This is a genomic window from Amycolatopsis sp. NPDC050768 (assembly GCF_040654155.1).
Classification (GTDB): Bacteria; Actinomycetota; Actinomycetes; order Mycobacteriales; family Pseudonocardiaceae; genus Amycolatopsis.
Genome location: NZ_JBFAHL010000023.1, coordinates 90,075 through 114,829 on the forward strand (window position 1 = coordinate 90,075; position 24,755 = coordinate 114,829).

At 70.0% G+C, this 24,755-nt stretch carries 23 protein-coding genes; 12 read left to right on the plus strand and 11 right to left on the minus strand.

Going from position 1 to position 24,755, the window contains the following annotated elements:
* Nucleotides 1-3: 3 nt before the first annotated feature.
* Entirely contained in the window at nt 4-597 is a 594-nt protein-coding gene (locus AB0H62_RS43800; RefSeq protein WP_220244155.1) for a LuxR C-terminal-related transcriptional regulator, read from the minus strand.
* Nucleotides 598-767: 170 nt separating this feature from the next.
* Between AB0H62_RS43800 and AB0H62_RS43805 the strand changes: the two genes are divergently transcribed.
* The gene (locus AB0H62_RS43805) at nt 768-1,964 is read left to right on the plus strand and encodes a glycoside hydrolase family 3 N-terminal domain-containing protein (protein WP_360592212.1); all 1,197 of its coding nucleotides are present in this window, start codon (nt 768-770) and stop codon (nt 1,962-1,964) included.
* A gap of 58 nt (nt 1,965-2,022) precedes the next feature.
* On the plus strand, nt 2,023-2,898 hold the full coding sequence (locus AB0H62_RS43810; protein WP_360592213.1) for an oxidoreductase: 876 nt from the start codon (nt 2,023-2,025) through the stop codon (nt 2,896-2,898).
* Between the two features lie 3 nt (nt 2,899-2,901).
* Here AB0H62_RS43810 and AB0H62_RS43815 read toward each other — a convergent pair whose 3' ends face one another.
* From AB0H62_RS43815 to AB0H62_RS43830, 4 genes are read right to left on the minus strand one after another with little or no spacing between them, the layout of a single operon-like run.
* The gene (locus AB0H62_RS43815; protein WP_360592214.1) at nt 2,902-3,795 is read right to left on the minus strand and encodes a hypothetical protein; all 894 of its coding nucleotides are present in this window, start codon (nt 3,793-3,795) and stop codon (nt 2,902-2,904) included.
* The gene (locus tag AB0H62_RS43820; protein ID WP_220244159.1) at nt 3,795-6,299 is read right to left on the minus strand and encodes an Hsp70 family protein; all 2,505 of its coding nucleotides are present in this window, start codon (nt 6,297-6,299) and stop codon (nt 3,795-3,797) included. Before AB0H62_RS43820 ends, AB0H62_RS43815 begins: the two co-directional genes overlap by 1 nt.
* Entirely contained in the window at nt 6,283-6,810 is a 528-nt protein-coding gene (locus AB0H62_RS43825) for a hypothetical protein (protein ID WP_220244160.1), read from the minus strand. The genes AB0H62_RS43820 and AB0H62_RS43825 overlap by 17 nt, the downstream gene beginning before the upstream one ends.
* A complete protein-coding gene (locus AB0H62_RS43830; protein ID WP_360592215.1) occupies nt 6,807-8,339 on the minus strand; it encodes a hypothetical protein in 1,533 nt (510 codons plus the stop codon). Before AB0H62_RS43830 ends, AB0H62_RS43825 begins: the two co-directional genes overlap by 4 nt.
* A 563-nt stretch (nt 8,340-8,902) precedes the next feature.
* Between AB0H62_RS43830 and AB0H62_RS43835 the strand changes: the two genes are divergently transcribed.
* On the plus strand, nt 8,903-9,454 hold the full coding sequence (locus AB0H62_RS43835; RefSeq protein ID WP_360592216.1) for a hypothetical protein: 552 nt from the start codon (nt 8,903-8,905) through the stop codon (nt 9,452-9,454).
* Nucleotides 9,455-9,460: 6 nt separating this feature from the next.
* On the opposite strand, the gene AB0H62_RS43840 is transcribed toward AB0H62_RS43835, so the two are convergent.
* Nucleotides 9,461-10,489: a LacI family DNA-binding transcriptional regulator gene (locus AB0H62_RS43840; protein ID WP_360592217.1), complete on the minus strand. Its 1,029-nt coding sequence runs from the start codon at nt 10,487-10,489 to the stop codon at nt 9,461-9,463.
* Nucleotides 10,490-10,660: 171 nt separating this feature from the next.
* Between AB0H62_RS43840 and AB0H62_RS43845 the strand changes: the two genes are divergently transcribed.
* The 6 genes from AB0H62_RS43845 to AB0H62_RS43870 all read left to right on the plus strand — a co-directional run bounded on the left by AB0H62_RS43845 (nt 10,661) and on the right by AB0H62_RS43870 (nt 17,351).
* A complete protein-coding gene (locus tag AB0H62_RS43845; RefSeq protein ID WP_360592218.1) occupies nt 10,661-11,971 on the plus strand; it encodes an ABC transporter substrate-binding protein in 1,311 nt (436 codons plus the stop codon).
* Complete coding sequence (locus AB0H62_RS43850; RefSeq protein WP_220244165.1) at nt 11,968-12,954, plus strand: sugar ABC transporter permease; 987 nt, start codon at nt 11,968-11,970, stop codon at nt 12,952-12,954. Before AB0H62_RS43845 ends, AB0H62_RS43850 begins: the two co-directional genes overlap by 4 nt.
* Nucleotides 12,951-13,796: a carbohydrate ABC transporter permease gene (locus tag AB0H62_RS43855; protein WP_360592219.1), complete on the plus strand. Its 846-nt coding sequence runs from the start codon at nt 12,951-12,953 to the stop codon at nt 13,794-13,796. The genes AB0H62_RS43850 and AB0H62_RS43855 overlap by 4 nt, the downstream gene beginning before the upstream one ends.
* A gap of 2 nt (nt 13,797-13,798) precedes the next feature.
* On the plus strand, nt 13,799-15,217 hold the full coding sequence (locus AB0H62_RS43860; RefSeq protein ID WP_360592220.1) for a GH1 family beta-glucosidase: 1,419 nt from the start codon (nt 13,799-13,801) through the stop codon (nt 15,215-15,217).
* Nucleotides 15,218-15,602: 385 nt separating this feature from the next.
* The gene (locus AB0H62_RS43865; protein WP_255638444.1) at nt 15,603-16,955 is read left to right on the plus strand and encodes a ricin-type beta-trefoil lectin domain protein; all 1,353 of its coding nucleotides are present in this window, start codon (nt 15,603-15,605) and stop codon (nt 16,953-16,955) included.
* A gap of 168 nt (nt 16,956-17,123) precedes the next feature.
* Nucleotides 17,124-17,351 carry a hypothetical protein gene (locus AB0H62_RS43870; protein ID WP_360592221.1) on the plus strand — a complete coding sequence of 76 codons (228 nt, stop codon included), beginning with the start codon at nt 17,124-17,126 and terminating at the stop codon, nt 17,349-17,351.
* Here the strand turns inward: AB0H62_RS43870 and AB0H62_RS43875 are convergent.
* On the minus strand, nt 17,317-18,096 hold the full coding sequence (locus AB0H62_RS43875) for a hypothetical protein (RefSeq protein ID WP_220244169.1): 780 nt from the start codon (nt 18,094-18,096) through the stop codon (nt 17,317-17,319). The two genes, AB0H62_RS43870 and AB0H62_RS43875, sit on opposite strands and share 35 nt — an antisense overlap.
* A 114-nt stretch (nt 18,097-18,210) precedes the next feature.
* Here AB0H62_RS43875 and AB0H62_RS43880 point away from each other — a divergent pair, with 114 nt between their 5' ends.
* A complete protein-coding gene (locus tag AB0H62_RS43880; protein ID WP_220244170.1) occupies nt 18,211-18,738 on the plus strand; it encodes a molybdenum cofactor biosysynthesis protein in 528 nt (175 codons plus the stop codon).
* Entirely contained in the window at nt 18,735-19,169 is a 435-nt protein-coding gene (locus AB0H62_RS43885) for a cupin domain-containing protein (RefSeq protein WP_360592222.1), read from the plus strand. Before AB0H62_RS43880 ends, AB0H62_RS43885 begins: the two co-directional genes overlap by 4 nt.
* A gap of 13 nt (nt 19,170-19,182) precedes the next feature.
* On the opposite strand, the gene AB0H62_RS43890 is transcribed toward AB0H62_RS43885, so the two are convergent.
* The 3 genes from AB0H62_RS43890 to AB0H62_RS43900 form a co-directional block, all read right to left on the minus strand.
* Nucleotides 19,183-19,410 (minus strand): hypothetical protein, encoded by a 228-nt coding sequence (locus tag AB0H62_RS43890; RefSeq protein ID WP_220244172.1) that lies wholly within the window; start codon nt 19,408-19,410, stop codon nt 19,183-19,185.
* Nucleotides 19,411-19,647: 237 nt separating this feature from the next.
* Nucleotides 19,648-21,822 carry a hypothetical protein gene (locus AB0H62_RS43895; protein WP_360592223.1) on the minus strand — a complete coding sequence of 725 codons (2,175 nt, stop codon included), beginning with the start codon at nt 21,820-21,822 and terminating at the stop codon, nt 19,648-19,650.
* Complete coding sequence (locus AB0H62_RS43900) at nt 21,819-22,706, minus strand: 5'-methylthioadenosine/S-adenosylhomocysteine nucleosidase (protein WP_360592224.1); 888 nt, start codon at nt 22,704-22,706, stop codon at nt 21,819-21,821. Before AB0H62_RS43900 ends, AB0H62_RS43895 begins: the two co-directional genes overlap by 4 nt.
* Nucleotides 22,707-22,918: 212 nt before the next feature.
* Between AB0H62_RS43900 and AB0H62_RS43905 the strand changes: the two genes are divergently transcribed.
* A complete protein-coding gene (locus tag AB0H62_RS43905) occupies nt 22,919-23,626 on the plus strand; it encodes an NUDIX domain-containing protein (protein WP_220244175.1) in 708 nt (235 codons plus the stop codon).
* Nucleotides 23,627-23,840: 214 nt separating this feature from the next.
* On the opposite strand, the gene AB0H62_RS43910 is transcribed toward AB0H62_RS43905, so the two are convergent.
* A complete protein-coding gene (locus tag AB0H62_RS43910) occupies nt 23,841-24,722 on the minus strand; it encodes an ion transporter (protein WP_360592225.1) in 882 nt (293 codons plus the stop codon).
* Nucleotides 24,723-24,755: the final 33 nt, after the last annotated feature.

The following is a 24,755-nucleotide window of genomic DNA, read 5'->3' on the forward strand; positions in this document are numbered from 1 at the left end:
CCCTCAGATAACACCTGCGCGCAGGGCGTAGGCGACGGCATGCGGTCGGTTGCGCAGCTTCAGCCTATTGGTCATCCCGTAGATGACGTTCTTCACGGTCCGTTCCGAGTAGCACAGCTTCCCGGCGATCTCCGCGGTGTCCCAGCCCTCGGCCATCAGCCGCAGCACGTCGACCTCGCGCGGCGACAGCGCGGCACCTCCCGCGGTGTGCTGCAGGCTCTCGGCCTGGCCCAGCAGATCGCGCAGCGAGGTCTCCCTGCCCGACGCGGCGGCGGTGATGCTGCGCACGAGCCGGTCGCCCGCGATGGCCTCGCGCGGCAGCACGGCCACGACGTGGCACGCGGCCAGCTCAGGCAGTTCGTCGGCGTCGACGTACCCGGCGACGAGGACGATCGCGGCCGGCGTCTCCGAGGCGGCCGCGCGCAGGGCGGCCTTCAGCTCCGGCGTCACACGGCCGGCGGCGAACACGAGCACTGCCGCTTCCCCGCGCCGCGGGCCGGGCAGGACCTGCACCTCGGGCCGCGCCTGCAAGTGGTCGATGAGCCCCGCGAGCGCGATGGGATCCGAAGCCCACGCCGCCACCCTGACCTGATCCATCGCTGCTACCTCCCTGAAGAAACACTCATCCCGTGTCTGCCAGTCTGGAGACAGCGGCTTCACGAATTCTCTAGCCGCGATGAAGTCATCCTTCACGACGTGAAGTTGGGCTCCCACCAGGGGTTCCGCTAGCGTCGCGTCGACACCGGGAACAAACATGTAAGGAATTCATGAAGATACCCGCACGGAAGCGGCTACCTGCGGCGATCGGCGGCGCCGTGCTGGTCGCCGGCACCCTAGCCGGATGTGCTTCCGCACACACGGTTTCCGGTACCGCGCTGGCCGAACCGAGTGCTCAGCCGAGCACGAGCGCCGCGCCGACGGTGTCTTCGGAGCCGTCACAGCCGCCGTCTTCACGGCCGGCTTCACCGTCTTCATGCGACTCGCTGATCTCTTCACTCGACGTGCGCGCGCGGGTGGCGCAGCTGGTGGTCCCGGGTGTCGACGCCGCCGATCCGACTGCGGTGACAAAACTTGTCCAGCAGCAGCAGATCGGCGGGTTCTTCGTGGGAGGCGATAAAACCACGCTGTTGCAGAACCACGCGCTCGACGCCGTGCAGAAGGCCGCGAAGATCCCCGTGTCCGTCTCCGTCGACGAAGAGGGCGGGCGCGTGCAGCGCATCGACGACCTCGACGGCTCGATGCCGAGCGCGCGCGAGCTCGCCGCCACGAAGACGCCCGCCGAAGTCCGCGCGCTGGGCGTGCAGCGGGGCCAGCAGCTGCACGCGCGCGGGATCACCGTCGACTACGCGCCCGACGCCGACGTGAGCGACGAACCGGACGACGCGGTGATCGGAGACCGTTCGTACAGCTCGGATCCCGCCAAGGTGCGCCAGTACGCGATCGCGTTCGCCGAGGGCCTGCGCCAGAGCGGCGTGACGCCGGTGCTCAAGCACTTCCCCGGCCACGGCCACGGATCCGGCGACTCGCACAAGGGCACGGTCACCACGCCGCCGCTCGATCAGCTGCGCAAGGTGGACCTCAAGCCGTACGAGAACATCGCCGACTACGGCGCCGTGGAAGTGATGGTGGGCCACCTCGACGTGCCGGGTCTCACCGACGGCGTGCCAGCGTCGATCTCGCCCGCCGCGTACCGGCTGCTGCGCGGCGACTACCACTTCACCGGCCCGATCATCACCGACGACCTCGGCGGCATGAAGGCGATCACCGACCAGTACCCGCTGCCCGACGCCGTGCTGAAGGCGTTGCAGGCGGGCGCCGACGAGGCGTTGTTCTCCTCGGGCAACGGCGACGTCGGCGCGGTGCTCGACCGGCTCGTGAAGGCGGTGTCGAGCGGCGAGCTGCCCGCGGACCGCGTGGCCGCGTCGGTGAAGCGGGTGCTGAAGTCGAAGCACGCGTGCACCTGATCGCAGTCCACTCCGGACTAGGCTGGCGGCCGGATCACCGTCTCGGGAGGAGCACCACATGACGACGGACGCCACGGCGGCCGGCACCCTGCAGCTCGGCGGCGAGCTGACCGTGACCCGGATGGGCTTCGGCGCGATGCGCCTGGCCGGTCCCGGGGTCTGGGGGCCGCCGCAGGACCTCGCCGAGGCGTCGGCGGTGCTGCGCGAGGCGCTGGCGCTGGGCATCACGCACATCGACACGTCGGACTACTACGGCCCGCACACGGTCAACGAGCTGATCCGGACCAATCTCGCGCCCTACCCGGACGAGCTGGTGCTGGTGACCAAGGTGGGCGCGCGCCGCAGCGCCGACCGCGGCTGGCCGCCCGCGCTCAAGCGCGACGAGCTGATCTCCGCCGTCCACGACAACCTGCGCAACCTGGCCGTCGAAGCGCTCGACGTGGTGAACCTGCGCCTGGGCGACGAAACGGGCGGCTACCCCGTGGACGTGTCGATCGTGGAACCGTTTTCAGTGCTGGCCGAGCTGCGGGACCAGGGCCTGATCCGCCACCTCGGCGTGAGCCACGTGACGGGTGCGCAGCTCGACGTCGCGCGCGAGATCGCGCCGGTGGTGTGCGTGCAGAACGCCTACAACCTCGCGCACCGCGAGAACGACGACCTCGTGGACAAGTGCGCCGCGCTCGGCATCGCGTTCGTCCCGTACTTCCCGTTGGGCGGGTTCAGCCCGCTGCAGTCCTCGGCGCTCGACGAGTGCGCCGAGCGGCTCGGCGCGAAGCCGATGCAGGTCGCGCTGGCGTGGCTGCTGCAGCGCTCGCCCGCGATCGCCGTGATCCCGGGCACGTCGTCGATGGCGCACCTGCGGGAGAACGTCGCGGCCGCCGCGCTAGAGCTGCCGGCCGACGTCGTCGCCGAGCTCGACGCGATCGGCGTCTGAGAACTACGCGGGAGTCACCTCCAGCGTCACCGTGCGGTTCGCGGCCGCGTCCGTGCCCTCGTGCACGGGCGTGGCCTGGTCGGCGCTGGTGATCGCGAACGTCGTGAGCGGCAGGCCGCTCGCCGTCGCCAGCACGCGCGCCGCCGAAGCCGCGCGGGCCAGCGCGGTCGACGAGCCGCCGCTGGCCGGGCCACCGCGCACGGCGACGCCATGGCCGATCACCGTGACCCGCACGTCCTGTCCCTTGAGGACGGCGCCCCACCGCTCCAGCTCGCGCCGGCCGTCGGCGCTGGGGCTGATCGCGTTGGGGCCGAAGAGGCCTTCGTCGAAGGTGATGGTGACAGCCGAGCCGGTCGTGACCTGCACGCCGTCGCCGCCGAGGTGCGACGCCAGCGCGGTGAGCTTCTGCTGACGGCTCTGCTCCTCCTCGGCCGCTTTCGACTGCGACGCGTGCAACCGGTCCAGCTCGGCCTGCACGGCGAGGCTGGTCGTCGCGAGCGGTGCGGCCGTCGGCGCGGGTTCCGGGGAAGACCACGGCAGCGTCGCCACGATCACCGCCACTCCGGCCACGACCACGACCGCCGCGCCGGCGGCCGCGAGCCGACGGCCGACCGGGCGCTTGCGCAGCCGCCCCGAACGGATCTTCGCGATCAGCCGCCGTCCCGCCAGCGCCGGCTCGGACTCCGGCGCCAGCTCCAGGACCCGGGCCCACGCGGCGTCGGCCTGCTCCAGATCACCGGCCTGGGCGTGGACGCGGGCCAGCAGATCCAAGCGCGCCACGTCGTCGGTGGCGGCGCGCTGCAACAGCTCGGCGGCGGCCGCGTATTCGCCGAGGCGGGCCAGGTCGGCCGCCTCCGCGAGCGTCAGCTCCTCGGAAAGCCCGCTGAACACGGTCATCACGGACGCTCCTGACGCAGGATGCCGCCGTCGGCGCTGCCCTGGATGTCGGGCGGCAGCAGCGCTCGCAGCCGGCGGTTGACGTCCGTCAGCGCCGCCCAGTTGCTCGTGTTGACGGCGTGCTCGCCTTCTCGGATGAGCTCACGGGCGCGCGCCGGCTCGGTCATCCGGTCCTGCGACGCGCGCAGGGCGTTGAAGATCTCCTCATCGAGCGAGCCGTCACGCCGAAGCAGCACCACCTGGAGGTCCGTGGCACGGTCGGACAGGCGTTCGGCGGCCGCGGCGTCGCGGTTGTCGTGCACGGTCTCGTAGCGGCGTTCGATGTCGGCCAGCTCGGTGCGGTCCTCGGCGGAGCCGACGCGCTCGACGAGCTCCCGGCAGTGCGCGATCTGGTCGCGCAGCCGGGCCATCACGTCGGGGATGCGCAGTTCCTCCTCGATGTCGTCGAGCTCCGCCTGGACCTCGCGCATCCGCTGTTCGGCCGCGACCGCCGCGCCCTCGTCGGTCGCGCTCGAGGTGACCTCCTCACGTACCGCCGCGACCGTGCCCCGCTCGTCGAGCCGCATCAGCAGGCCGCGGGCGCGATCCGAGCGCGCCGTCTCGGCCTCGGACCGCAGCTGTTCGTGGCGGGCCTCCAGCTCGTTGAGCTGCCGGCGCAGCGCCGGCGCCTCGGGGACCGCGGTCTTGTTCAGCTCGACGGCGGCCTCGAACTCCGCGTCGAGCAACGGCACGAAAGCGGTGACCGAGACCAGGCGCGACTCGTCCATCGCGAAGGTCACCTGGATCTCGCTGCCGCGCGGCAGGTCGCGGCGCACGTCCTGGGCCTTGATCTCGATCAGCCCGACCTGCTTGTTGCGCTCGCCGCGCCGAAACTCTCCCTCGGCGATGGGGATGCGGATGACCGAGCCGGCCTCCGCGCGGTGCACGCTCGCGGTCGAGAAGAAAACCTGCGTGGTTTCCGCCGGCAGTGGCCGGTTCTTCATCAGCATCGGGGTGAACGTGCCGTCGGCCTCGGTCAGGCCGACGCTGTTGACCACGGTCTGGCCCTGCATCTCGTTCGCCCAGTGGGTGATCGTGAACCCCGGCGGGTTCACCGGCACCCGCGCGCCCACCGGGTCGATCAGCTCGACCTCGAACCGGTTGGAGACCAGGTCCTTGAGCAGCACGTCGAGGGTGAACGTGCCTTCGGGAGACAGCGTGATCTCCGCGCTGCGGTACTGCGGCTGCCGCCGCGAATCGCTCAGGACTACGCGGAAACGGCTCCAGTCGGCGCCACCCGGCGTCTCGAACCGGCCCGAGACCGGAACGGACAGCAGGCTCGTGGTCTTCGGGTAGGACAGCGTCGCGGAGAACTCACCACGCTTCGGCACGACCTTGGCGCGCGGCAACGCCACCGTGCCGGCGTAGATCGCGGCGCCGCGCGCGACGACCGTGCTCGGGTCCTGGCTGTGGTCGAGCTCGATGCCGAGACCGTCGGTCGGATCCGCGAGCAGCTCGCGCAGCCCGGGGGCCAGGGTCGGGCCGCCGACGAGCAGCAGCCGGTCGATGTCCGACGGCCGCAGGTTCGCCTTCGCCAGCGCTTCGCGGCACAGATGCACCGCGCGCAGGTAGAACGGCGACGCGAGCCGATCGACGTCCTCGCGCCGCAGGGTGTACTCGAACAGTTCGAGCACGCCGTCGCCGAGGTCCAGCTCCGCCATGATCTGCGCCTGATCGGTCGACGACAGCGCGATCTTGGCCGACTCCGCGGCCGCGCGCAGGAACGCGAAGTTGCGGATCCAGCGCGGGTTCTCGACGGTGAACTCCTTCAGCCCGAACGCCGTCGCGGCGGCCGGCGCGAGCAGGCTGCTCACGATGGCCGCGTCGATGTTCTTACCGCCGAGGCCGAGGTCGCCCGCGTGGTGGAGCACCGACAGCTCGCCGTCGACCGTGCTGACCACCGCCGAGTCGAACGTGCCGCCGCCGAAGTCGAACACCATCCAGTAGGAGCCGCGGCTCTCGTTCTGGAAGCCGTAGGCGAACGCGGCCGCCGTCGGCTCCTGCACCAGCGGGCACGGCGCCGTGAAGCCGGCGAGCTTCGCCGCCTCGCTCGTCGCCTCCGTCTGGTTGAGCGCGAACGCGGCGGGCACGGTGATCACCGCCGCCGCGGGCGGTTCGCCGAACCGGCGGGCGGCGTCGCCGCGCAGCGACTTGAGCACCTCGGCAGACAGCTCGACCGGCGTCATCGACACCCCGGCGCGCGCGAAGGTGCGCCGGGCGTCGGCGAAGCCCATGGCCTGCTTGAACTCGATCTGGACGTTGTCCGCGTCGCGTTCCCGGCGGCTCTTCGCCGCGGCGCCGACCTGGATCAGGCCGGGCTTGGGCATCCAGACGGCCGAGGGCGTGTAGTCGCCCTGCACGTTGTTCTTGACCACCGAGACCTGGCCGCCGTCCAGCACGGCGAGCGCGCTGTTCGTCGTGCCGAGGTCGATACCGAAATCGATGGTGTCACGGGTGTCCCGCATCAGCTTCCTCCGCCGTAGTGCCGGGGGCGACCGGGCACCCCACGATGACCTGCCCCATCTGGATCCGCCGCCCCGCCAGGTAGACCGAAGGCCGCACCGTCTCCACCACCCGCTCCGACGTGAGGCCCGGTTCGTCCTGGAACACCAGCGGTTCCAGCGCGAGCCCCGAGTCGAACAGGTCCCCGTCGTGGTCCTGGATCAGCACGCCCGCCGCGTCGAGCGCCTCCTGGCTCGCCGACAAGTACCGGCCCGCCTGCTTCGCCACGCGGTCCTGCACGCCGGTGAGCTTCTTGCGCGCCCGCCACAACGCCGTCGCCGCCACAGCCAGGTCCGATTCGGACAGCCGGGGCCCCGCCGGCTTCGCGGCAGAACCCTTCGTGGCCACGAGCAAGGCCGAGACCTGGTCGGCGAGCTCCCGCAGCCGCGCCCGCTCTTCCGCTCCCCACAAGGGTTCCTCGATACGGAACTCCCTGTGGTGCCGGCGCTGGCGCCGGTCTTCGGTGTTCGTCACGCCCTTGTCCTCTCCGTGCGCATGCGTACGGTCCCCACCACGAGCAGCAGCACCGCGGTCACCACCGTGATCCACGCGGGGATCGGCGTGCCGGTCGAATCCACCAGCCACAGCACGAGCCCCGCCACGGCATCGGTCATGAGCAGGCCCGGCAGCCGCCCGCGGCCGACCGACGCGTCCGTGGCCAGCCCGAGCCCCCCGACCAGCCCGGGCACGCCGATGAGGAACACCGGCAGCAACGGCGAGGTCAGCAGCGTCGCGAGCAAGGTGACGCCGAAGGCCACGTGGAGCAGCGCCAGGAACACCCGTGACGCGGAGACGTAGCGCCGTGGCGGTCCGCCGTCCTGCAGCTGTCGCATTTGGACGATCATCCGGCGAGCCTGTTCGCGATCCTCGGAGCGCGGTGCGATCTCGATGATCGTGTTCAGCACGAGGCTCGCGTCGCTGTAGCGGCCGCGCTTGATGTAGCCGGTCACGGTGTTCCACAGGTGCCCGACGTCGACGGGGGCGTTGACTCGGCCGACGCCGAGCGCGCCCTGCTGGTTGCGCTTGACGGTGGCGAGCGTGTCCGGGTCCGTGCTGTATCGCGTCGCGAGGGCGAAGACGTCCTTCGTCAGCGCGTGGTGCGCGCCGGCGGAATCGGCGAGCGCGACGCCGATGTTGTTCAGCGAGACCGCCGCCATTTCAGTGACGCTCGCCGTGCGCCGGAAGTCCGTGCGCGGCACCAGGTCTTCGAGCCGGTCGAGCGGCACGGAGAGCTCCGCGAGCGCGCGCTCGGCCGCCGTGCGCGCCTTGCCCTGGTCCAGCAGCGTGCGCAGCTCCTTCAGCAGCCTCTCCACGCGCAGGTAGGTGGGTTCGGCAGCTTCGCTGCGGGCGTCGGCCACGGTGTGCTTGTCGCCGCCGAAGAGCGGCAGGTACCGCACGAGCCGGTGGGGTTCGCTCGACTCGGCCGTGAGCGCCACGAGCGGGGCGACGAGCGCGTCCGGCAGAGCGCCGCGAATACCGTCCACAGTGGACGCGTCGAGCCGCCGGTCGCCGAGGCTCTCCACGCGGTGGGCGAGGTGCCCCCAGAAGGCCTCACTGCTGAGCGTGACGGCCCAGCTGCGCGCGGCCTCGTCCCACAGCGGCGCCGGGTGGTCCTCGGTGTGCTCGGTTTCGGCCTCGAGCGCGGCCGAGTGCGCCGCGACGGCGAGGTCGTGCTTGTCGTGCAGCTGCGGCGGGCACCCGCAGTCCTCGGGAGTGCCCCAGGTCCAGAACAGCTCGTCGACGAACCGGTGCTCGGTGTTGCCGAGCGCGTCGAACGCAGCGCGGATCTCCTCCGGCGTCGGATCGGCCGGCACCCCGGGCGGCCGCGCGCCGCCGACGTCGAGCACGCCGAGCACCCGCAGCCGCTGCTCGCGCACGGTCCGCCGCGACGCCGTCGCGTTGAGCCCCGTGATCCGGAACGGGTTGCGCCGGTACAGCTGCGGCGTCGCGATCGCCCGCAACCGCCCGGCCGCGGCTCGCCCGCGACTCTCGTTCGCACCCATGGCGCAGAAGTTAGGCCGAGGTCGCCGGGAGGGGTCCCGATCGTCCTCTTGCCGCCACGCCGTGGACGTGACCCAGGTCACCGGAAGCCGGTGGAACCTGACGGCGCCCAACGCGTAATACCCCGCATGAGCACCAGAAAGAGCCGGGCCGGTCGCCGCTGGGGGTGGCCGCTGGTCCTGGCGGTGGTCGTCGTCGCCGGAGTCGCGGAGACTCCGGCGACGGCGTCCCCCGAACCGACTCCCCTCGCGAAGTACCGCGAGCTCTCGCGCCAGGCCGAGAAGCTCAGCCAGGACCTGCTGGGCGCGCACGCGGACCTCGACCGGAAGCAGTCCGACCTCGACCGCGCCGGTCAGGACCTCACCGCAGCGAAGAACGCCGGCGCCACGGCGGCCGCGGACAAGGCGCGCCGCCAGGTGGATGCGGACCGGTGCTCTGTTGTCTGCCTCGGCTCCGCCGAGGCGTGCGAGATCGCTTCAAGCCGGCTTCTTCCCTCCCGATTTTCGCGCGGCCCAGGGCCGCGCGAAATCGCTCAGTCCAGAAGCCCGAAACCGGCGGCGAACGCGTGCGCAGCGAAGTCTGGCAGCCGCAGACGTGGACGGACGTCTGGCAGCGGCGCAGCCAGGTCGGCTCCGGCGCGCCGACGACGGGCAGCGGGAAGTGCTTGTCGTTCAACGCCTCCACGTCGGTGGACCCGTGCACGCTCGCGCCGGGCTGGACCAACCCGACACCGGAGTTCCTCGCGCGCGCCCCGCGCGACCCGGCCGTGATCAAGGCACAGCTGGCGGCCGCCGTGCCGCACTCGGACGCAGGAGTGGAACAGCCGGCGGGCACCTACGCCGAGCTCGTGATCCTGCGCGGCGCCGCTCGCGCCAACGGCCTGCCCGCCGACCTTTCCCGTGCCCTGCAACGCACGGCCGCCCTCCTCGCGCCCGCGTCGCCGGCTCACAACCTCGACGGCGTGCCCGGCACCGCGTACACGCTGAAAGGCACGAACGGCGTCCAGCTCGTCGTGCTCTTCGACGCGGACGGCACATACCTCGGCGGCCCCACGGAGTCGGTCACCCGCGGCGCCGCGGCGGAACTCGGTGGACCGCCGGTGAAACTCTTTCCCTGACGGATTTCAGCTCGACTCGCGGACGGTGAGCGACACCGGCAGGATCTGCTGCCGCGGCTGGGGTTCCTTCCCGTCGAGCAGGTTCATCAGCGTCTCCACCATCGCGTGCACCTGCTCGCGCGGGTCCTGGTGCACGGAGGTCAGCGGCGGGGTCATCTCGGGCGCCAGCGTGGCATTGTCGTCGAAGCTGACCACGGCGACCTTGTCCGGAATGGACCTTCCAGCCGACGAAAGCGTGCGCAGGGCACCGACGGCCATCATGTCGCTGGCCACGAACACGGCGTCGAGGTCGGGCACGCGATCGAGCAACGAAGCCATGGCGCGGGCGCCGCCGGCGAGGGTGAAGTCGGCTTCCTCCGCGAGATCCGCCGGGTCGAGGCCGGCGTCGACGAGGGTTTTGCGCCAGCCCGCGAGGCGGTCGATGGGCGCGCCCTGGTCCTGGGGCCCGGCGATGGTCGCGATGCGGCGGCGGCCGGCCGACACGAGGTGCTGCACGGCGAGCCGCGCGCCGCCCTCGTTGTCGAAGTCGACCACGTGCACGCCGCGGCGCAGGTCGGCCGCCTGACCACCGAAGACGACGGGCACGCGCAGCAGCCGCAACGCCCGGGGCAGCGGATCGGCGCGGTGCGGCGCGAAGACGAGCACCCCGTCGACGTGCCCGCCTTCGAGGAAGCGCACCGTGCGCGTGAGGTCTTCGCGGGTGTCGCTGAAGATCAGCACCATCTGGCAGCCGACGTCGGCCAGCTCGCGATAGCCGGCGCGCATCACGGCCGTGCGGTACGGGTCGTCGAGCAGCCGCGCCTCGGGTTCGGACAGCACCAGGGCGATCGCGCCCGTCCGCCGCGTGACCAGCGACCGCGCGGCCTGGTTCGGCGAGTAGCCGATTTCGCGCGCCGCCGCGAGCACCTTTTCGCGTGACCGCGCGCTGACGTAGGTGTCGTCGTTCAACGCCCGCGAAGCGGTGGAGCGCGACACACCGGCGAACGCCGCGACGTCTTCCAGCGTCGGGCGCTCGTCCTCGGACCGAGGCGCCACTGCACCACCCCTCCACTCGTGATCGTCGGACAGCTTAGCCGCACGATTCAGGGAGCGCTCCCGGAAGGGCACGCTCCGATAACCACCCTTGACATGGAACTCCAGCGGACCCAGACTCGTCAACCGTCTGGGAGCGCTCCCAGAAACTGAACCTTCAAGGGGTTGACGACGGTGACAACGTTCCGGAAGGGCCTGGCACTCACGCTGGGCATCACGATGACGGCGCTAGCCGTGGCGGCGTGCGGTGGCGGCGGTGGCAGCAGCAGCGACATCCCGGCGGCGGCCGGGCCGGACGAGCACGTGGAGCTCACGCTGGCCACGTTCACGGAGTTCGGCTACGAAGCGCTGATCCCGGAGTACGAGCGGCTGCACCCGAACATCAAGATCACCCACCGCAAGACGGGCCAGGGTGGCCCGTACGCGCAGGACATGATGACCAAGCTCGCGGCGGGCGCCGGCCTCGCCGACGTGCAGGCCGTGGAGGAGGGCCACCTCTCCGACATCCTCAGCAAATCGTCGAAGTTCTACGACCTCACGCAGATCGGCCCGGCCGACGCGAGCCCGGACCGCTGGCTGTCGTGGAAGTACGACGCCGGCAAGGACAAGAACGGCAAGCTCATCGGCTACGGCACGGACATCGGGCCCGACGCGATGTGCTACCGCAAGGACCTGCTCCAGCAGGCCGGCCTGCCGACGGACGACGCGTCCGTGAAGACCATGTTCGCCACCTGGGACAGCTACTTCGCCGCGGGCGCGCAGTACGCCCAGCGAACCGGCGGCAAGGCGTGGTTCGACTCGGCCGCCCAGAACTTCAACGCGATGGTCAACCAGCTGCCCGTCGGTTACCTCGACAAGGACGACAAGCTCACCGTCGAGTCCAACCAGGGCATCAAGGACGCGTGGGCGAAGGTGACCGACGCCGTCGGGAAGGGCGAGTCGGCGAAGCTCACCGCGTTCAGCAACGAGTGGAACTCCGGTTTCCGCCAGAGCGCGTTCGCCACGAAGGTCTGTCCCGCCTGGATGCTCGGCGTGGTCAAGGAGCAGGCCGGGCCGGAGAACGCGGGCAAGTGGGCGGTCACCGACGCGTTCCCCGGAGGTGGCGGCAACTGGGGCGGCTCGTACCTGACCGTGCCGACGCAGAGCAAGCACCCGCGTGAGGCCGCGGCGCTCGCCGCGTGGCTGACGGCGCCGGAGCAGCAGCTCAAGGCGTTCCAGGCGAAGGGCACGTTCCCGAGCCAGGTCAAGGCACTGGAGAGCCCCGAGCTGCTGAACCAGACCGACGCGTACTTCGGCGGCGCGAAGATCGGCGAGCTGTTCGTGGCGCAGGCCAAGAAGGTCGCGAAGCCGCAGTACAAGGGCCCGAACGACGGCCAGATCCAGGAGAACGTGACGGCTCCCGCGTTGCAGGCCGTGGAGCAGGGCAAGTCGCCCGCCGACGGCTGGCAGCAGCTCGTGGACGGCGCGAAGAAGCTCGCACGGTGACGAGCACCGTCAGGCGCGAAGGCACGCAGGCCGGGGTGCGGCGTCCCGCACCCCGGCCGGGGCTGCGCGACCGGCTGTCCAGGTGGGACGTGAAGGCGTCGCCTTACCTTTACGTGGCGCCGTTCTTCGTCGTCTTCGGCATCGTAGGGCTGTTCCCGCTGCTCTACACCGCGTACGTGTCGCTGTTCCACTGGGACGCCGGCGACGACAACCCCGATTTCATCGGCCTCGACAACTTCAAGGAGCTCTTCGCCGACGCGCAGTTCTGGCACTCGCTGGAGAACACCGTGAGCATCTTCCTGCTCTCCAGCGTGCCGCAGCTGATCATCGCCGTGCTACTGGCCGCGTTGCTCTCCACGCGGCTGCGCGGCGCGACCGGCTGGCGCGTCGGGATCCTGCTGCCGTACGCGGCGAGCCTGGTGGCGCTCGGGATCATCTTCGCGAACCTGTTCGGCCCCAAATACGGCCTCGTGAACGGTCTCCTGCAGACCATCGGACTGTCCCCTGTGGACTGGCAGGCCAACCGGTTCGCGAGCCACGTGGCCATCGCCATCATGGTCAACTGGCGCTGGACCGGTTACAACGCGCTGATCGTGCTGGCCGCGATGCAGGCCATCCCGAAGGAGCTGCACGAGGCGGCGCTGATCGACGGCGCGGGCACCGTGCGGCGGTTCCGGCACGTCACGCTGCCGCTGCTGAAGCCGACGCTGATCTTCGTCACCATCACCTCGACGATCGGCGGGCTGCAGATCTTCACCGAGCCCAAGCTGTTCGACGCCATGCCCGGCTCGAACAACGGCGGCTCCACCCACCAGTTCCAGACGGTGACGCTGTACCTGTACCAGACGGCGTTCGAGAACTTCGACCTCGGCTACGCGTCGGCGATCGCCTGGGTGCTGTTCCTGATCATCGTCCTCATCGCGGGCCTGAACTACCTGCTCACCGGCCGGATCGCCCGAACCCCGAAGCGGAGGGGCGCATGACCACGCTGACCACGCGGGTGAGCCGGCTGGGCAAACCGCGCAAGGCCACCTACTGGGTGCTGGCCGTGTTCGTGCTCGGCTCGCTGGTCCCGTTCTACTGGTCGTTCCTCGTCGCCAGCCGCGACAACGGGATGCTCACCGAACGCGTGCCGCCACTGCTGCCGGGCGGCAACTTCTTCGCCAACGCGGCGCGGGTGTTCGACACCGTGCCGTTCTGGAAGGCGCTGGCCAACAGCGTGATCGTGTCGGGCACGGTCACGCTCACCACGGTGCTGTTCTCCTCGCTCGCCGGGTTCGCCTTCGCCAAGCTGCGCTTCCGCGGCCGCAACGCGCTGTTCGTGTTCATCGTGGTGACGCTCGCGGTGCCCACGCAGCTGGGCATCATCCCGCTGTTCATCGCGATGTCGAAGCTCGGCTGGGCCGGCGGGCTGCAGGCGGTGATCGTGCCGAACCTGGTGACCGCGTTCGGCGTCTTCTGGATGCGCCAGTACACAGTGGACGCCGTGCCGTACGAGCTCATCGAGGCCGCGCGCGTGGACGGCTGCAGCATGATCCGGATCTTCTGGAACGTGTGCCTCCCGGCCGTACGCCCGGCGGCGGCGATCCTCGCGATGTTCACGTTCATGATGTCCTGGAACGACTTCCTGTGGCCACTGGTCGTGCTCGACGTCGGCAACCCGACCGTGCAGGTGGCGCTGGAGAAGCTGCAGAGCGGCTACTACGTGGACTACTCGCTCGTGCTCGCCGGCACCACGCTCGCGACGATCCCGATCCTCATCGTCTTCCTCCTGCTCGGCCGCCAGATCGTGGCCGGGATCATGCAAGGTGCCGTGAAAGGGTGACCATGCCCCCACAACCCCTGTCCGCCGAACCCCTGTCCGCGTCCGCGCAGACGGGCCTCGCGTTCCCGCCCGGGTTCGTCTGGGGCGCTGCCACGGCAGCGTTCCAGGTCGAGGGTTCGACCACTGTGGACGGCCGCGAACCGTCCGTCTGGGACACCTTCGCCGCCCGGCCGGGCGCGATCCGCGGCGGCGACACCGGCGAGCCCGCGGCCGACCACTACCGGCGCGCCGGCGAGGACGTGGAGCTGATGCGCTCGCTGGGCCTCGGCGCGTACCGGTTCTCCCTGGCGTGGCCGCGGATCCGGCCCGGCGGCGTGCCGAACGTGCGGGGTATCGCCTTCTACGACCGGCTGGTCGACTCGCTGCTGGCGGCGGGGATCCAGCCGTGGGCGACGCTGTACCACTGGGACCTGCCACAGCGGCTGGAAGACCTCGGCGGCTGGACCTCGCGCGACACGGCCTACCGCTTCGCCGAGTACGCGGAGACGATCGTGAGCGTGCTCGGCGACCGCGTGGCGAGCTGGTCGACGCTCAACGAACCGTGGTGCGCGGCAATGCTCGGGTACGCGAAGGGGATCCACGCGCCGGGCCGTGTCTCGGCCACCGCCGCGGCCGCCACGACCCACCACCTGCTGCTCGGCCACGGGCTCGCGATGGACGTGCTGCGCCGCGACGCCCCGCGCGTGCCCGCCGGGATCACGCTCAACCTGTATCCGGTCACGGCGGACTCGGACTCGCCCGAGGACGCCGAAGCCGCACGGCGCGTCGACGGGCAGCAGAACCGGCTGTTCCTCGACCCCGTGCTGCGCGGCGGTTACCCGGCCGACGTGGCGGCGGACCTCGCGCCGTTCGGGTTCGCCGACGTGGTGCGCGACGGCGACGAGGCCGTGATCGCCGCACCGGTCGACTGGCTCGGCGTGAACTACTACCGCGGCTACCGCGTCGCGGGCTCTCCTCGGCGCGGCAGCTCACCCGCCGGCCAGGAATGGCTCGGCGCGGCAGACGTGCACTTCGTCCCTGACCCGACCGCGCCGCTCACGGACTCGGGCTGGGAGGTGCAGCCGGCCGGGCTCACCACGTCGCTACTGCAGGTGCACCGCGACTACCGGCCGGTGCCGCTCTACGTGACCGAGAACGGCGCCTCCTATCCGGACGTGCTGCACGACGGCGAGATCGCCGACTCCGATCGCGTCGCATTCCTCGAAGCGCACCTGCGCGCGGCGCACGACGCGCTGGCCCAGGGCGTGGACCTGCGCGGCTACTTCTACTGGTCGCTACTGGACAACTTTGAGTGGGCCGAGGGGTACGCCAAGCGCTTCGGCCTGGTTCACGTGGACTACGCGACACAACGGCGGACGCCGAAGCGAAGCGCGCAGTGGTACTCGGAAGTGATCGCGCGCGGCGCCGTGGGCGTGAATTAACCCGGATTTCGCCGGCCGGAATGCGTTTCACCCGGAAAGCGCAAAGCTTCATTCACCGGAACAACCAAAGAGACCAATGCGACAAACAGGACGCCCGGTGTTCACCCTTGTGGACACCGGGCGCACCACTGGCCCGGTCTGGTCTGAACCTGTCGGACAGGATGTGGCCATGACCTGCTGTGATCGCTTCGCAACCCGTTGCCAAGGACTGGGACGACCGGTATAACTTTCTTCACAACACGCACGAAGTGGCTGGCAATTCGGTCCCCCACCGTTTCTCCGGAATTGCCCGCCCGTACTCGGTCCTGCCGTTTCCCGAAAATTCGGCCGGCCGCGGGTAATCGTGCGCGCAATTCTCCCTCCCCGTCCCCCTGGAGTTCACGGAATGCGCATTTCGAAACTCAGAACGCTCGCTGCCGCGGCTCTGCCCGTGCTGGCCGGCGTCGCCATGGCCACCGTCAGCCCCGCCGTGAGCGAGGCCGCCCCGGCCGCGGGCGCCGCTTTCCCCGCCCACTACTCGGCCCCGTACCTGCAGGTCAGCGACGGCGACATCGGTCAGATGGCCGCCGACATGAACGCGACCGGCACGAAGTTCTACACCCTGGCGTTCCTCACGCCCTCCTCCGGCTGCAACCAGCTGTGGGAAGCCAACGGCACGGGTGTCGGCTCGTTCAAGTCGCAGATCAGCTCGCTGCAGGCCGCGGGCGGCAACGTGATCCCGTCGTTCGGCGGCGCCGCCGGCGGTGAGATCGCGCAGACCTGTACCAACACCTCGAGCCTCACGGCGGCCTACGCCAACGTGGTCAACACGTACGGCACGCCCCGCCTGGACTTCGACATCGAAGAAGACACCATCAAGGACACCGCGGCCAACGCGCGCCGCAACTCCGCGCTCGCGGCGCTGCAGCAGCAGAACCCGAGTGTGCAGGTGGACTACACCCTCGCCGTCGACCCGAGCGGCCTCGGCTCCACGCAGATGGACATCCTGCGCGACGCCAAGAACAAGGGCCTCAACGTCAGCGTCGTGAACCTGATGGTGATGGACTTCTACGACGGCCAGCCGGTGCTCGGTGACGCGCTCGCGTCGGCGCGCACGGCCGCGGGCCAGCTCGCGAGTCTCTACGGCATCTCGACGTCGGCGGCCTACGCCAAGATGGGCCTCACGCCGATCGCCGGGCGCAACGATGACGGCGCGCAGTTCAGCCAGTCGGACGCGCAGCAGCTGGAGACGTTCGCGGCGCAGAACGGCGTGCAGGAGCTGTCGTTCTGGGAGCTTCAGGACTACGACCGGGCCACCGGCTACGCGTACTCGCGGATCTTCAACGCCATCACCGGCGGTGGCGGCACCACCCCGCCGCCGACCGGCGGCAAGCAGATCACGGGTTACGGCGGCAAGTGCGTGGACGTCGCCGGCGCCAACTCCGCCAACAACACGAAGATCGACATCTACACGTGCAACGGCACCGCTGCGCAGCAGTGGACCTCCACCAGCGGGACGCTGCAGGCGCTGGGCAAATGCATGGACGTCGCCGCGGCCGGCACCACCAACGGCACCAAGGTGGGGCTCTACGACTGCAACGGCACGGCCGCGCAGCAGTGGACGCACAACTCGTCCAACGAGCTGGTGAACACCGGCTCCGGCAAGTGCCTCGACGCGACCGGGCCCAGCTCGGCCGATGGCACGCAGCTGCAGATCTGGTCGTGCACGGGAGCCGCGAACCAGTTGTGGTCCTTCTGAGTCGGTAATTTTCCTCCGGGTTCACCAAGGCCGGTGGGGAGCGATTTCCTTGCTCCCCACCGGTTTTTCTTGTTCTGAAGAACTTCTCGCGGTTTGCCGTCATGGCTCGCGGGGCCGGTCGTCGAATCCACGTCGGGGCCAGCCCACGAGCAGAAGCGAGGCAAAGCGATGACCGTTCAGTGCCACGACGCGGTGGAAGAGGTCGGCGTCTGGTTGACCGGCGAGTTTTCGGGACGGGTATCCGCCACGACGGTGGCGGACGTGGTGCGCGCGACGCGGCGGGACCTCGAAGGCCGCATCGCGACGGAGGAGCTCGGCGAGATGCTGCACCGCATGGCTCGCGCGCGGCTGCAGCGGATGCTCACTGCGGGCGACGGGATCCCGCGTTCCCGCTGACGCGTTTCTTCTTCAGGTCCGGGGTCGGGGTTCCGCCGAAGAGGTCCCGCAGGCGGTTGTGGCGCGCGGTGTAGCGGGCGCCGAACCGCCGGCGCGACCGGTCGAGCTTGCGCCCGGCGTAGCGGCGCCGGGCCCACGCCGAGTCGGGTTTCGCCAGCCGCAGCGCGCCGACCAGGGCGATCAGCGGCACGACAACCCCCAGCACGCCCGTGGCGAGCTTGCCCTTGAGCAGGCAGACCAGTGCCGTGACCAGGTGCACGGCGATGCCCAGCAGGTATGACCACATCGCCGACTCCCCGCGCGACTCGCCGATCGGCGACGCTTCGAGCAGCAGCAGGATGCCCAACGATCCGCCGATGAGCACGGCGTCGATGGACTTGCGGCCGTTTTCGGCCCAGTACACGTCGTCGAGGTAGAACCAGAGCGCGAACTCGTCGAGCACGAGCGCGGCGCCCACCCCGAACAGCGCGGCCAGGATCTCGCCCCACGGCGCGTCGGGCGAGAACCGGAATTCGAGCGCGCCGACGACCAGCACCAGCAGGATGCCCCACACCTGGTGGTGCACGTGGACGCCGCCGATGTGAATATCGTGGATCAGGCCGGTTTTACCTTGGGGTTTGCGCTGCTTCGCGCGGATGCGGCGCGTGATGCCGCGCACGACCACGAACGTGACGAGGAACCCGACCACCGCCCACATCGCGGCGGCGCGTCCGGTGTCGACGAAGACGCGGTCGTACCAGCTCACGGCAGTCTCCCCCGTGTTTGGTGGCGGAAGACGCTACCACCGTTTGATCCTGGTTGTCCTTTTCCCGGATGCGCTCGGAGGGCGTGTGATCCTGGCGCGGGTAGGGTCGGGATCGTGGACGGCACGCCGGTGGAGATCGTTTCGCTGCTCGTGTCACCGGTGCACGCGTTCGAGGGCCGCCCGTCCGACGGTCCGCGGCCGGATCCCGGGCCGGTGTCGCGCTCGTGCGTCGAAGTGCGCGCGGGCTTGGGTTTGGTCGGCGACCGCTACTTCAACCACGCCGCGCACCGCGACGCCGCCGTGACGGTGTTCGATGTCGCGGCGCTCGACGCGTTCGGCCCGGTGGATCCTCTGCTGACCCGCCGCAACATCGTCTTGCGCGGCTTCCGCGTCGACGACCTCGCCGCCACGCGCTCACATCCGGGAGCCGTGTTCACCCTGGACAGCGGTGACGGCCCCGTGCGTTTCCAGGCCCGCCGCCCGGCGAACCCGTGCGCCTGGATGGACGTCTCCGTCGCCCCCGGCGCCTTCCGCGGCCTGCGCGGCCGCGGCGGCGTGCGCTGCGTCCCCCTCGACGACGGCGTGCTGCGGGTGGGGCCGGCTCGCCTTACGGTGGTGGAATCAACCGTGGAGGCCCGATGACCGACCAGTGGCACCAGCCGTTGCGCCACATCCGCGGCGGCTCGTTGACCGGGGACACCAACCAGACCACCGGGATGCGCCGGCTCGAGGCCATCTCGGGCAAAACGGTGGGCTCGCAGAAGGTCTGGATGGGCGAAACGCACGTCACGCCCCACACCAACTCCGGCGACCACCACCACGGCGAGGCCGAGACCGCCATCTACGTGCAGTCGGGCCACCCGGTGTTCGTCTTCGCGGACGGCGCTTCGGAGATCCGCCTGGAGACCTCGCCGGGCGACTACGTGTTCGTGCCCCCGTACGTGCCGCACCGCGAAGAGAACCCCACGGGCGAGGACGCCGTGGTGATCATCGCGCGCAGCAGCCAGGAGGGGATCGTGGTGAACCTGGCCAGTTTGTGGGCCGAGGTGGAGATCCCTTCGGATCAGGGCTGATCCTCCGCCGAGGTCAGGACCCCGGCAGCACCCGGCTGCTCAACGGCACCGCCTGGCGCTCCGGCGGCCACCACACCTGCGCGGGCGGGGGCGGCACGTCGTCCTCGGCCAGTTCGAGGGCATCCAGGCCACGCTGCCACCGGCTCCAGTGCGCGGCGCACAGCCCGCGCCACAGCGAGTCCTCCGAGCACTCCTGCCGTCGGCACGGCTGCACCTGCTGCCCGCTATCCACCACGTTCACTTCTCCAACCCGCGCCTCGGCTCCCGACGCTCCCCAGCTTGCCTCGGAAACGATCGGATCACCCCGTGTGCGCGCCAACACAACCCTTGTGCAGCAACGACAACGAAGGACTCCAGCGTACTCCCGCCCCCTCACCGCCCGGGCCGGGGCGTGCAGCACTCGTTCAGCGGTTGACGGCGCCGTCGGCCGAGGCCCGGGGGCGGCCCGAAGACCGCCCCCGGGTTTCCCTCCCCCGGGTCACCGTGGCTCGGGGACCTCCGGTCCCGCCTCCGGGCCGTCTTCACCGAAGGGGTCCCGCAACCCGTCGCCGAGCAACCTCGGTCCGCCGGCGCGGCGCCAGTCCTCGGACCGCCGCCGGCGACGTTCCTGCTCGCGGGCGATCCAGTCCCGGCCCTCGGCGGCGACGGCTTCGAGCACGTGCAGCGCACCGACGATGCCGGACGCCTCGAGCGCCAGGGAATTGAGCCGGGCCTCGTCCTCTTGCTCGGTCACGTCGATCTGCCGGCGGTAGGTCTCGACGACCACCGAGATGTCGTCCCCGTCGAGCAGGCGCAGCCGGAACGCCCGTTTGCGCAGGGTGTGCTTGTCCAGATGCCCGGCGGTGTCGTCGGACCGCACGATGTAGCGCTTGTTGTCGGCGTAGCGCACGCCCACCTCGGACACCCGCGCGGACGCCAGGGCGTCGTACCGGAAGGAAGTCCGCCGCTCGTCGTGGGTGTTCGCGTTCAGGAAGTCGAGATCCACCTCGATCTCCCGTACCCCGCTGCGCGTCAGGAGGAAGACCAGGACCACATACTTGGAGTACCGCATCGGCCCACCGACTTCCCGGGCGCGGAGCGCCGACGGATCGCCTTCCGTGAGAACCACGTGAGCGACCACATCACGGTTCGCGAGCGAAGCCCGGCGCAGAGCCGAGGTCTTGAGGTGGGACTTGTCGAGGTCCAGCCACACAGCCATCTCCGCGTCCGACGGCCGATCGGCGAGCACTGCCAGCCAAGCGTCGTAGCCCTGCTGCTCCTCGGCGAACAACCGCCGGCCGGCCGCTTCCTGCTCCGTGTGCAACTGCCGTGCGGCATAGACCTGAACGACCGGACGCCACACGAGGAAGGCGCCGACCGCGGCGAAGACCGCGGCTCCGACGTAACCGGCCTGCGAGCTCGCCATTCCCACGAATCCGGCGACCGCCGCCGCGACACCCACGCGGAACAACACGATCGTTTGTGAGGACGGCAGTAAGCCGGCGCGATAGCCGAACCTCGTGCCGGTCAGCCAGCCGTCCGCGACGCGTTTCGCGTGCCACCGGATCAGCCAGTTCACCATGGGAGCCTTGAGCTGGGCGTTTCCGTAGAGGATGACGAACCGCCACTTGAGGTACTCGCGAACCCCTTCGGTCGCCGCCTGCCACTGACCTTCGACGTGCGGCCGGGCTTCGGAGAACCGCGCGTCCACCTGCTCGTGGATCTGCCGGACGAAGTCGGTCGAGACCCAGTGCCCCGGTGACACCATCGCCTGTCGCTGCAACGTGTATCCGTGCTCGGCGTCCAGCCACGCCAGCTTCCTGGCACGGAACTCCCGGTCGAGCCCGAATCGCAGGGCACCGTAGACGCCGGCACCGAACACGACCAGCGCGACCAACCCCAGCGCCGTGTTCCCCGAACCGATCGAAGACAGCGCCACGATCACCGCGATCACGAACGCCGCGACACCCAGCCAGATCCGGGCCCACGTAGCCGTGGGAACGTTCACGGGCTGCACGCCGAGGAGCCTCGGCTTCGCCGGGACGGGCTCGAAGAATTTCCACGCGCGTCTCGCTCGGCCGCCGCCCACTCGGGCCTCGGCCACGCGCTGGGCTTCGACCACGTCGAGGTGGTCCTGGATCGCGCCGCCGAGCATCATGTCGAGGTGCCGGGTGATCTCGATCTGGCGGCCGACGGACAGGGCGTTGAAGTTGTCGATGGCCTTCGTCAGCGCGGTCTGGTCGAGCGCCTCCCCGCTTTCCTGCCGCCACACGCACGAGAGCAGATCGGCCACCACGGCGAGCGCGGCCCGCCACTCGTCGTCCGGAAACCGCGCTGCTGTGCGGTTCGCATCGCGGTACCGCGAGTACATTTCGTCGCCCATCTCGTTCAGCGAGCGCTCGCTGAAGACGGAGAGCGCGTAGTAGTACGCGGTCTGCGTGCTGGCGTGTCCGTTTCGCAGGAGGTCGGCGAAGATCGATTCGGCAGCACGCGCCGTACCACCCCGCAGGTGGTTGAGAGCGACCGCGAACTTCCTTTCGGGCGGGTCTTCCTGGTTGACGTAGTACGTTCCGTTGTTGTGGAACGTGGTTTCCCCGAAGTTGACGCCGATCTGCTGGTCCACGTGCGCGTTGTCCTGCGCAACCGGACCTGATTGGCCGGGAGGGAAGTTCACCACTGCCCTCCGCCGAAGTTCGTGGTGCCGTGGTTGATCCCGATCTGCTGGCCGACGTGAGCGTTGTCTCGCGCGATCATCGTCGGGCCGGAACTCGGCGGCACCGCCGGATCCTCCTTCGCACGGCCCTCGCCGTCCCGCCCGTCGTCGAGGGCGGCGGCCAGTGCGACGGCGAAGGCGGCAGCGTTGCGGGAAGCCGGCCCCTGCCAGCCTTCGCCGTCGGTGAGTTCCTTTTCGCCTCCGGCGTGGTCGCTGATGCCGCGGATCGTGACGGCCGGGATGTTCTCGTTGAGGTGACCGGCCAGGGCCAGGCCCGCGCTCTCCATCTCCACGGCCACGGCGTCGTTGTAGTTCTTGCGCAACAGTTCCGCGACGTCGGAGAGCCTGGAGTCGAGCACCACGTCGCCGGCCGCGATCGGTCCCAAGTGGACACGCGGGGTGTTGCCCTGGCTCTCCGCCGACAGAGAACGGCTCCATGTGCCGTCGCGCTTGAGGGAGCGCGCGATCTGGTCGGCGCGGTGGGACAGCTCCCAGGCCCGTGGCCGGCTCAGCAACCCTTCGTCGACACTGCGGCCGCCCTGGTAGGCATAAACCTTGTCCGCCACGATCACGTCGCCGAGCTGGAGCCATTCGCGGAGGCTGCCGGCGACACCGACGAAGAGGATCGCCGCCGGGGAGAACTCCGCGACGGCGCGTTCCGCGAGCGCGGCGGCCGTGATGTTGCCCATGCCCGTGACCGCGAGGGCCACGGTGCACCCCGGCCAGTCGTCGAGCGTGCCGACGTCGAACAGCGTGCCGGCCCGGTGGCTGCGCTGCTCCACACCGGTCATCCGGGCACGGACCGCGCCGTGCTCGATGTCCAGCGCGGTGAGGATGACGATCATGGGGTCGCTCCGATTCGTTCCGTCATGGCGTTTCCTCCCGGGCAGCACGGGGTGACCGGCGGCCCGGTCGGACGGGGTCGGCGGCGGGAGGTGATGAGTGCAAGTTGCACGGTAGACCGCACGGCACATTCTCGTCAATACGACGAATATTTTCCCGGCGGCTACACTGTGCACTATGGACACTCGCCCGGGCGCCGCGGAACGCGCCGACGATGCCTGACGACGAGGGCTGGACCCCGCCCGAGGTCGCCGTCGCCGTGGACCTCGCCGTGCTCACGGTCCACGAGGGAGCGCTGCAGATCATGCTGGTGAAGCGCGGAATCCCGCCATACGAGGGGATGCTCGCGCTCCCCGGCGGATTCCTCGCTTCAGCCGAGGAAGACCTTGACGTCGCCGCCGCACGCGAGTTGCAAGAAGAGACCGGGCTGCACGCGAAGGATCTGCACCTGGAGCAGCTGCGCACCTACGGGACACCGGGGCGCGATCCGCGTCGCCGGGTCGTCACCGTGTGCTACCTCGGCTTCTCGCCGAACCTGCCGGAGCCCGCAGCGGGCGGAGACGCGAGCGAGGCAGTGCTGATGCCTGTGGACAAGGTGCTGCGACCGCGGGCGACGGTCGCGTTCGACCACAAGAAGATCATCACCGATGCCGTGGAACGCGCGCGGAGCAAGCTCGAGTACACCACGCTCGCGGCGGCGTTCTGCGGTCCCGAGTTCACCGTGACGGACCTGCGCGAGGTCTACGAGATCGTCTGGGGCGAAACCCTCGACCCCCGAAACTTCCACCGCAAGATCATGAGCGTGCCAGGTTTTCTGGTACCGACCGGTGAACGGGTGTCACGCCAAGCCGGCCGCCCCGCGGCCGTGTTCCGACGCGGCCCGGCCACCATCCTGCACCCCGCGATGCTGCGCAGCTCCTGACCAAATTCTCGTCATCTTGACGTTAAAGGTGGTCGGGCCTACCGTGAACCCCATAATCGTCACATCGACATGAATGGGGTCGACATGGAGATCCACTGCACAGCCGGCTACGCGGTCCGCGCCGTCACGCTCGCTTTCGCCGCCGGCGCGACGCTGGGCGGCGTGCTGACCGGGTGCACGCTGGACACGGCCGCACCCCAGCAGCCGCCTCCGGTCACCGCTGCTTCTCAGGCGGCTTGGTCGGTTCCGGACGGGGATGGCTGAGGTCGTACTCCCGTGCCGCAGTGCGTTGGGGTCGGGTGCGGAGCAGGCCTTCGTCCGGGGAGTCGTCCACCTCGCTCAGACCGAGGGAGACGGCGCGGCGGATTTGTTCGCGGTTTTCCCTCACCACGGCGGAGAAGAAGTCGTCGATGCGGGAGTCCAGGAGGACCTCCAGCAAGACCCGGAAGGAAGCGTCGACGGCCGCGCGGACGATCTCGTCGTGGAACGGCAGGCGGCGCAGGCGGCCGAGCTGTGGGTCGGCGGCGAGTTTTTCCGTGATGATGGCCCGGAGTTCCACCTTGTTCTCACTGAGGGACTTCGCGAGGTTCTCGGGGTAGTTGCCCGTCTCGAGGACCTTGACGACCTCGTCGAGCACGGCGATCGTCACGGGTTTCTTGATGGCGCGCACGATCGGGTCGGAAAGTTTCTCCACCAGGCGGTAGAAGAACTGCTCCCCGACGGCCCGGTCGGCCGCGCGGCCGATGCGGATGAGCAGCAGCAGCCCGGCGATCAGGTGGTGCTGCGCGACGAACGGCGGGTACGCGACCGGGATCATCGCGAAGACCTCGTACCAGTTGCGCGTCAGGAAGGCCATGCGCCAGGCGACCTTGCGCCACCGCCAGAGGAAGTGGAGCAGGAAGATGCCGCAGACCACGCAGTCGACGCTGAAGAACCACGCGTCGAGCGCTGCCGGCGGCGGGGGCCCGAGCAGCAGGTAGCCCAGGCCCCCGACAGAGACGACGGCGAGCAGAAACATCACCCAGTCGTCCACATGCACGTTGCCGGGGAGGATCCCGCTGTTGAGCTCGGCCTCCCGCCGGCCGGTGGTAGTCATGCCATCTCCAGGAATCGACGCCGCGTGGCCCGA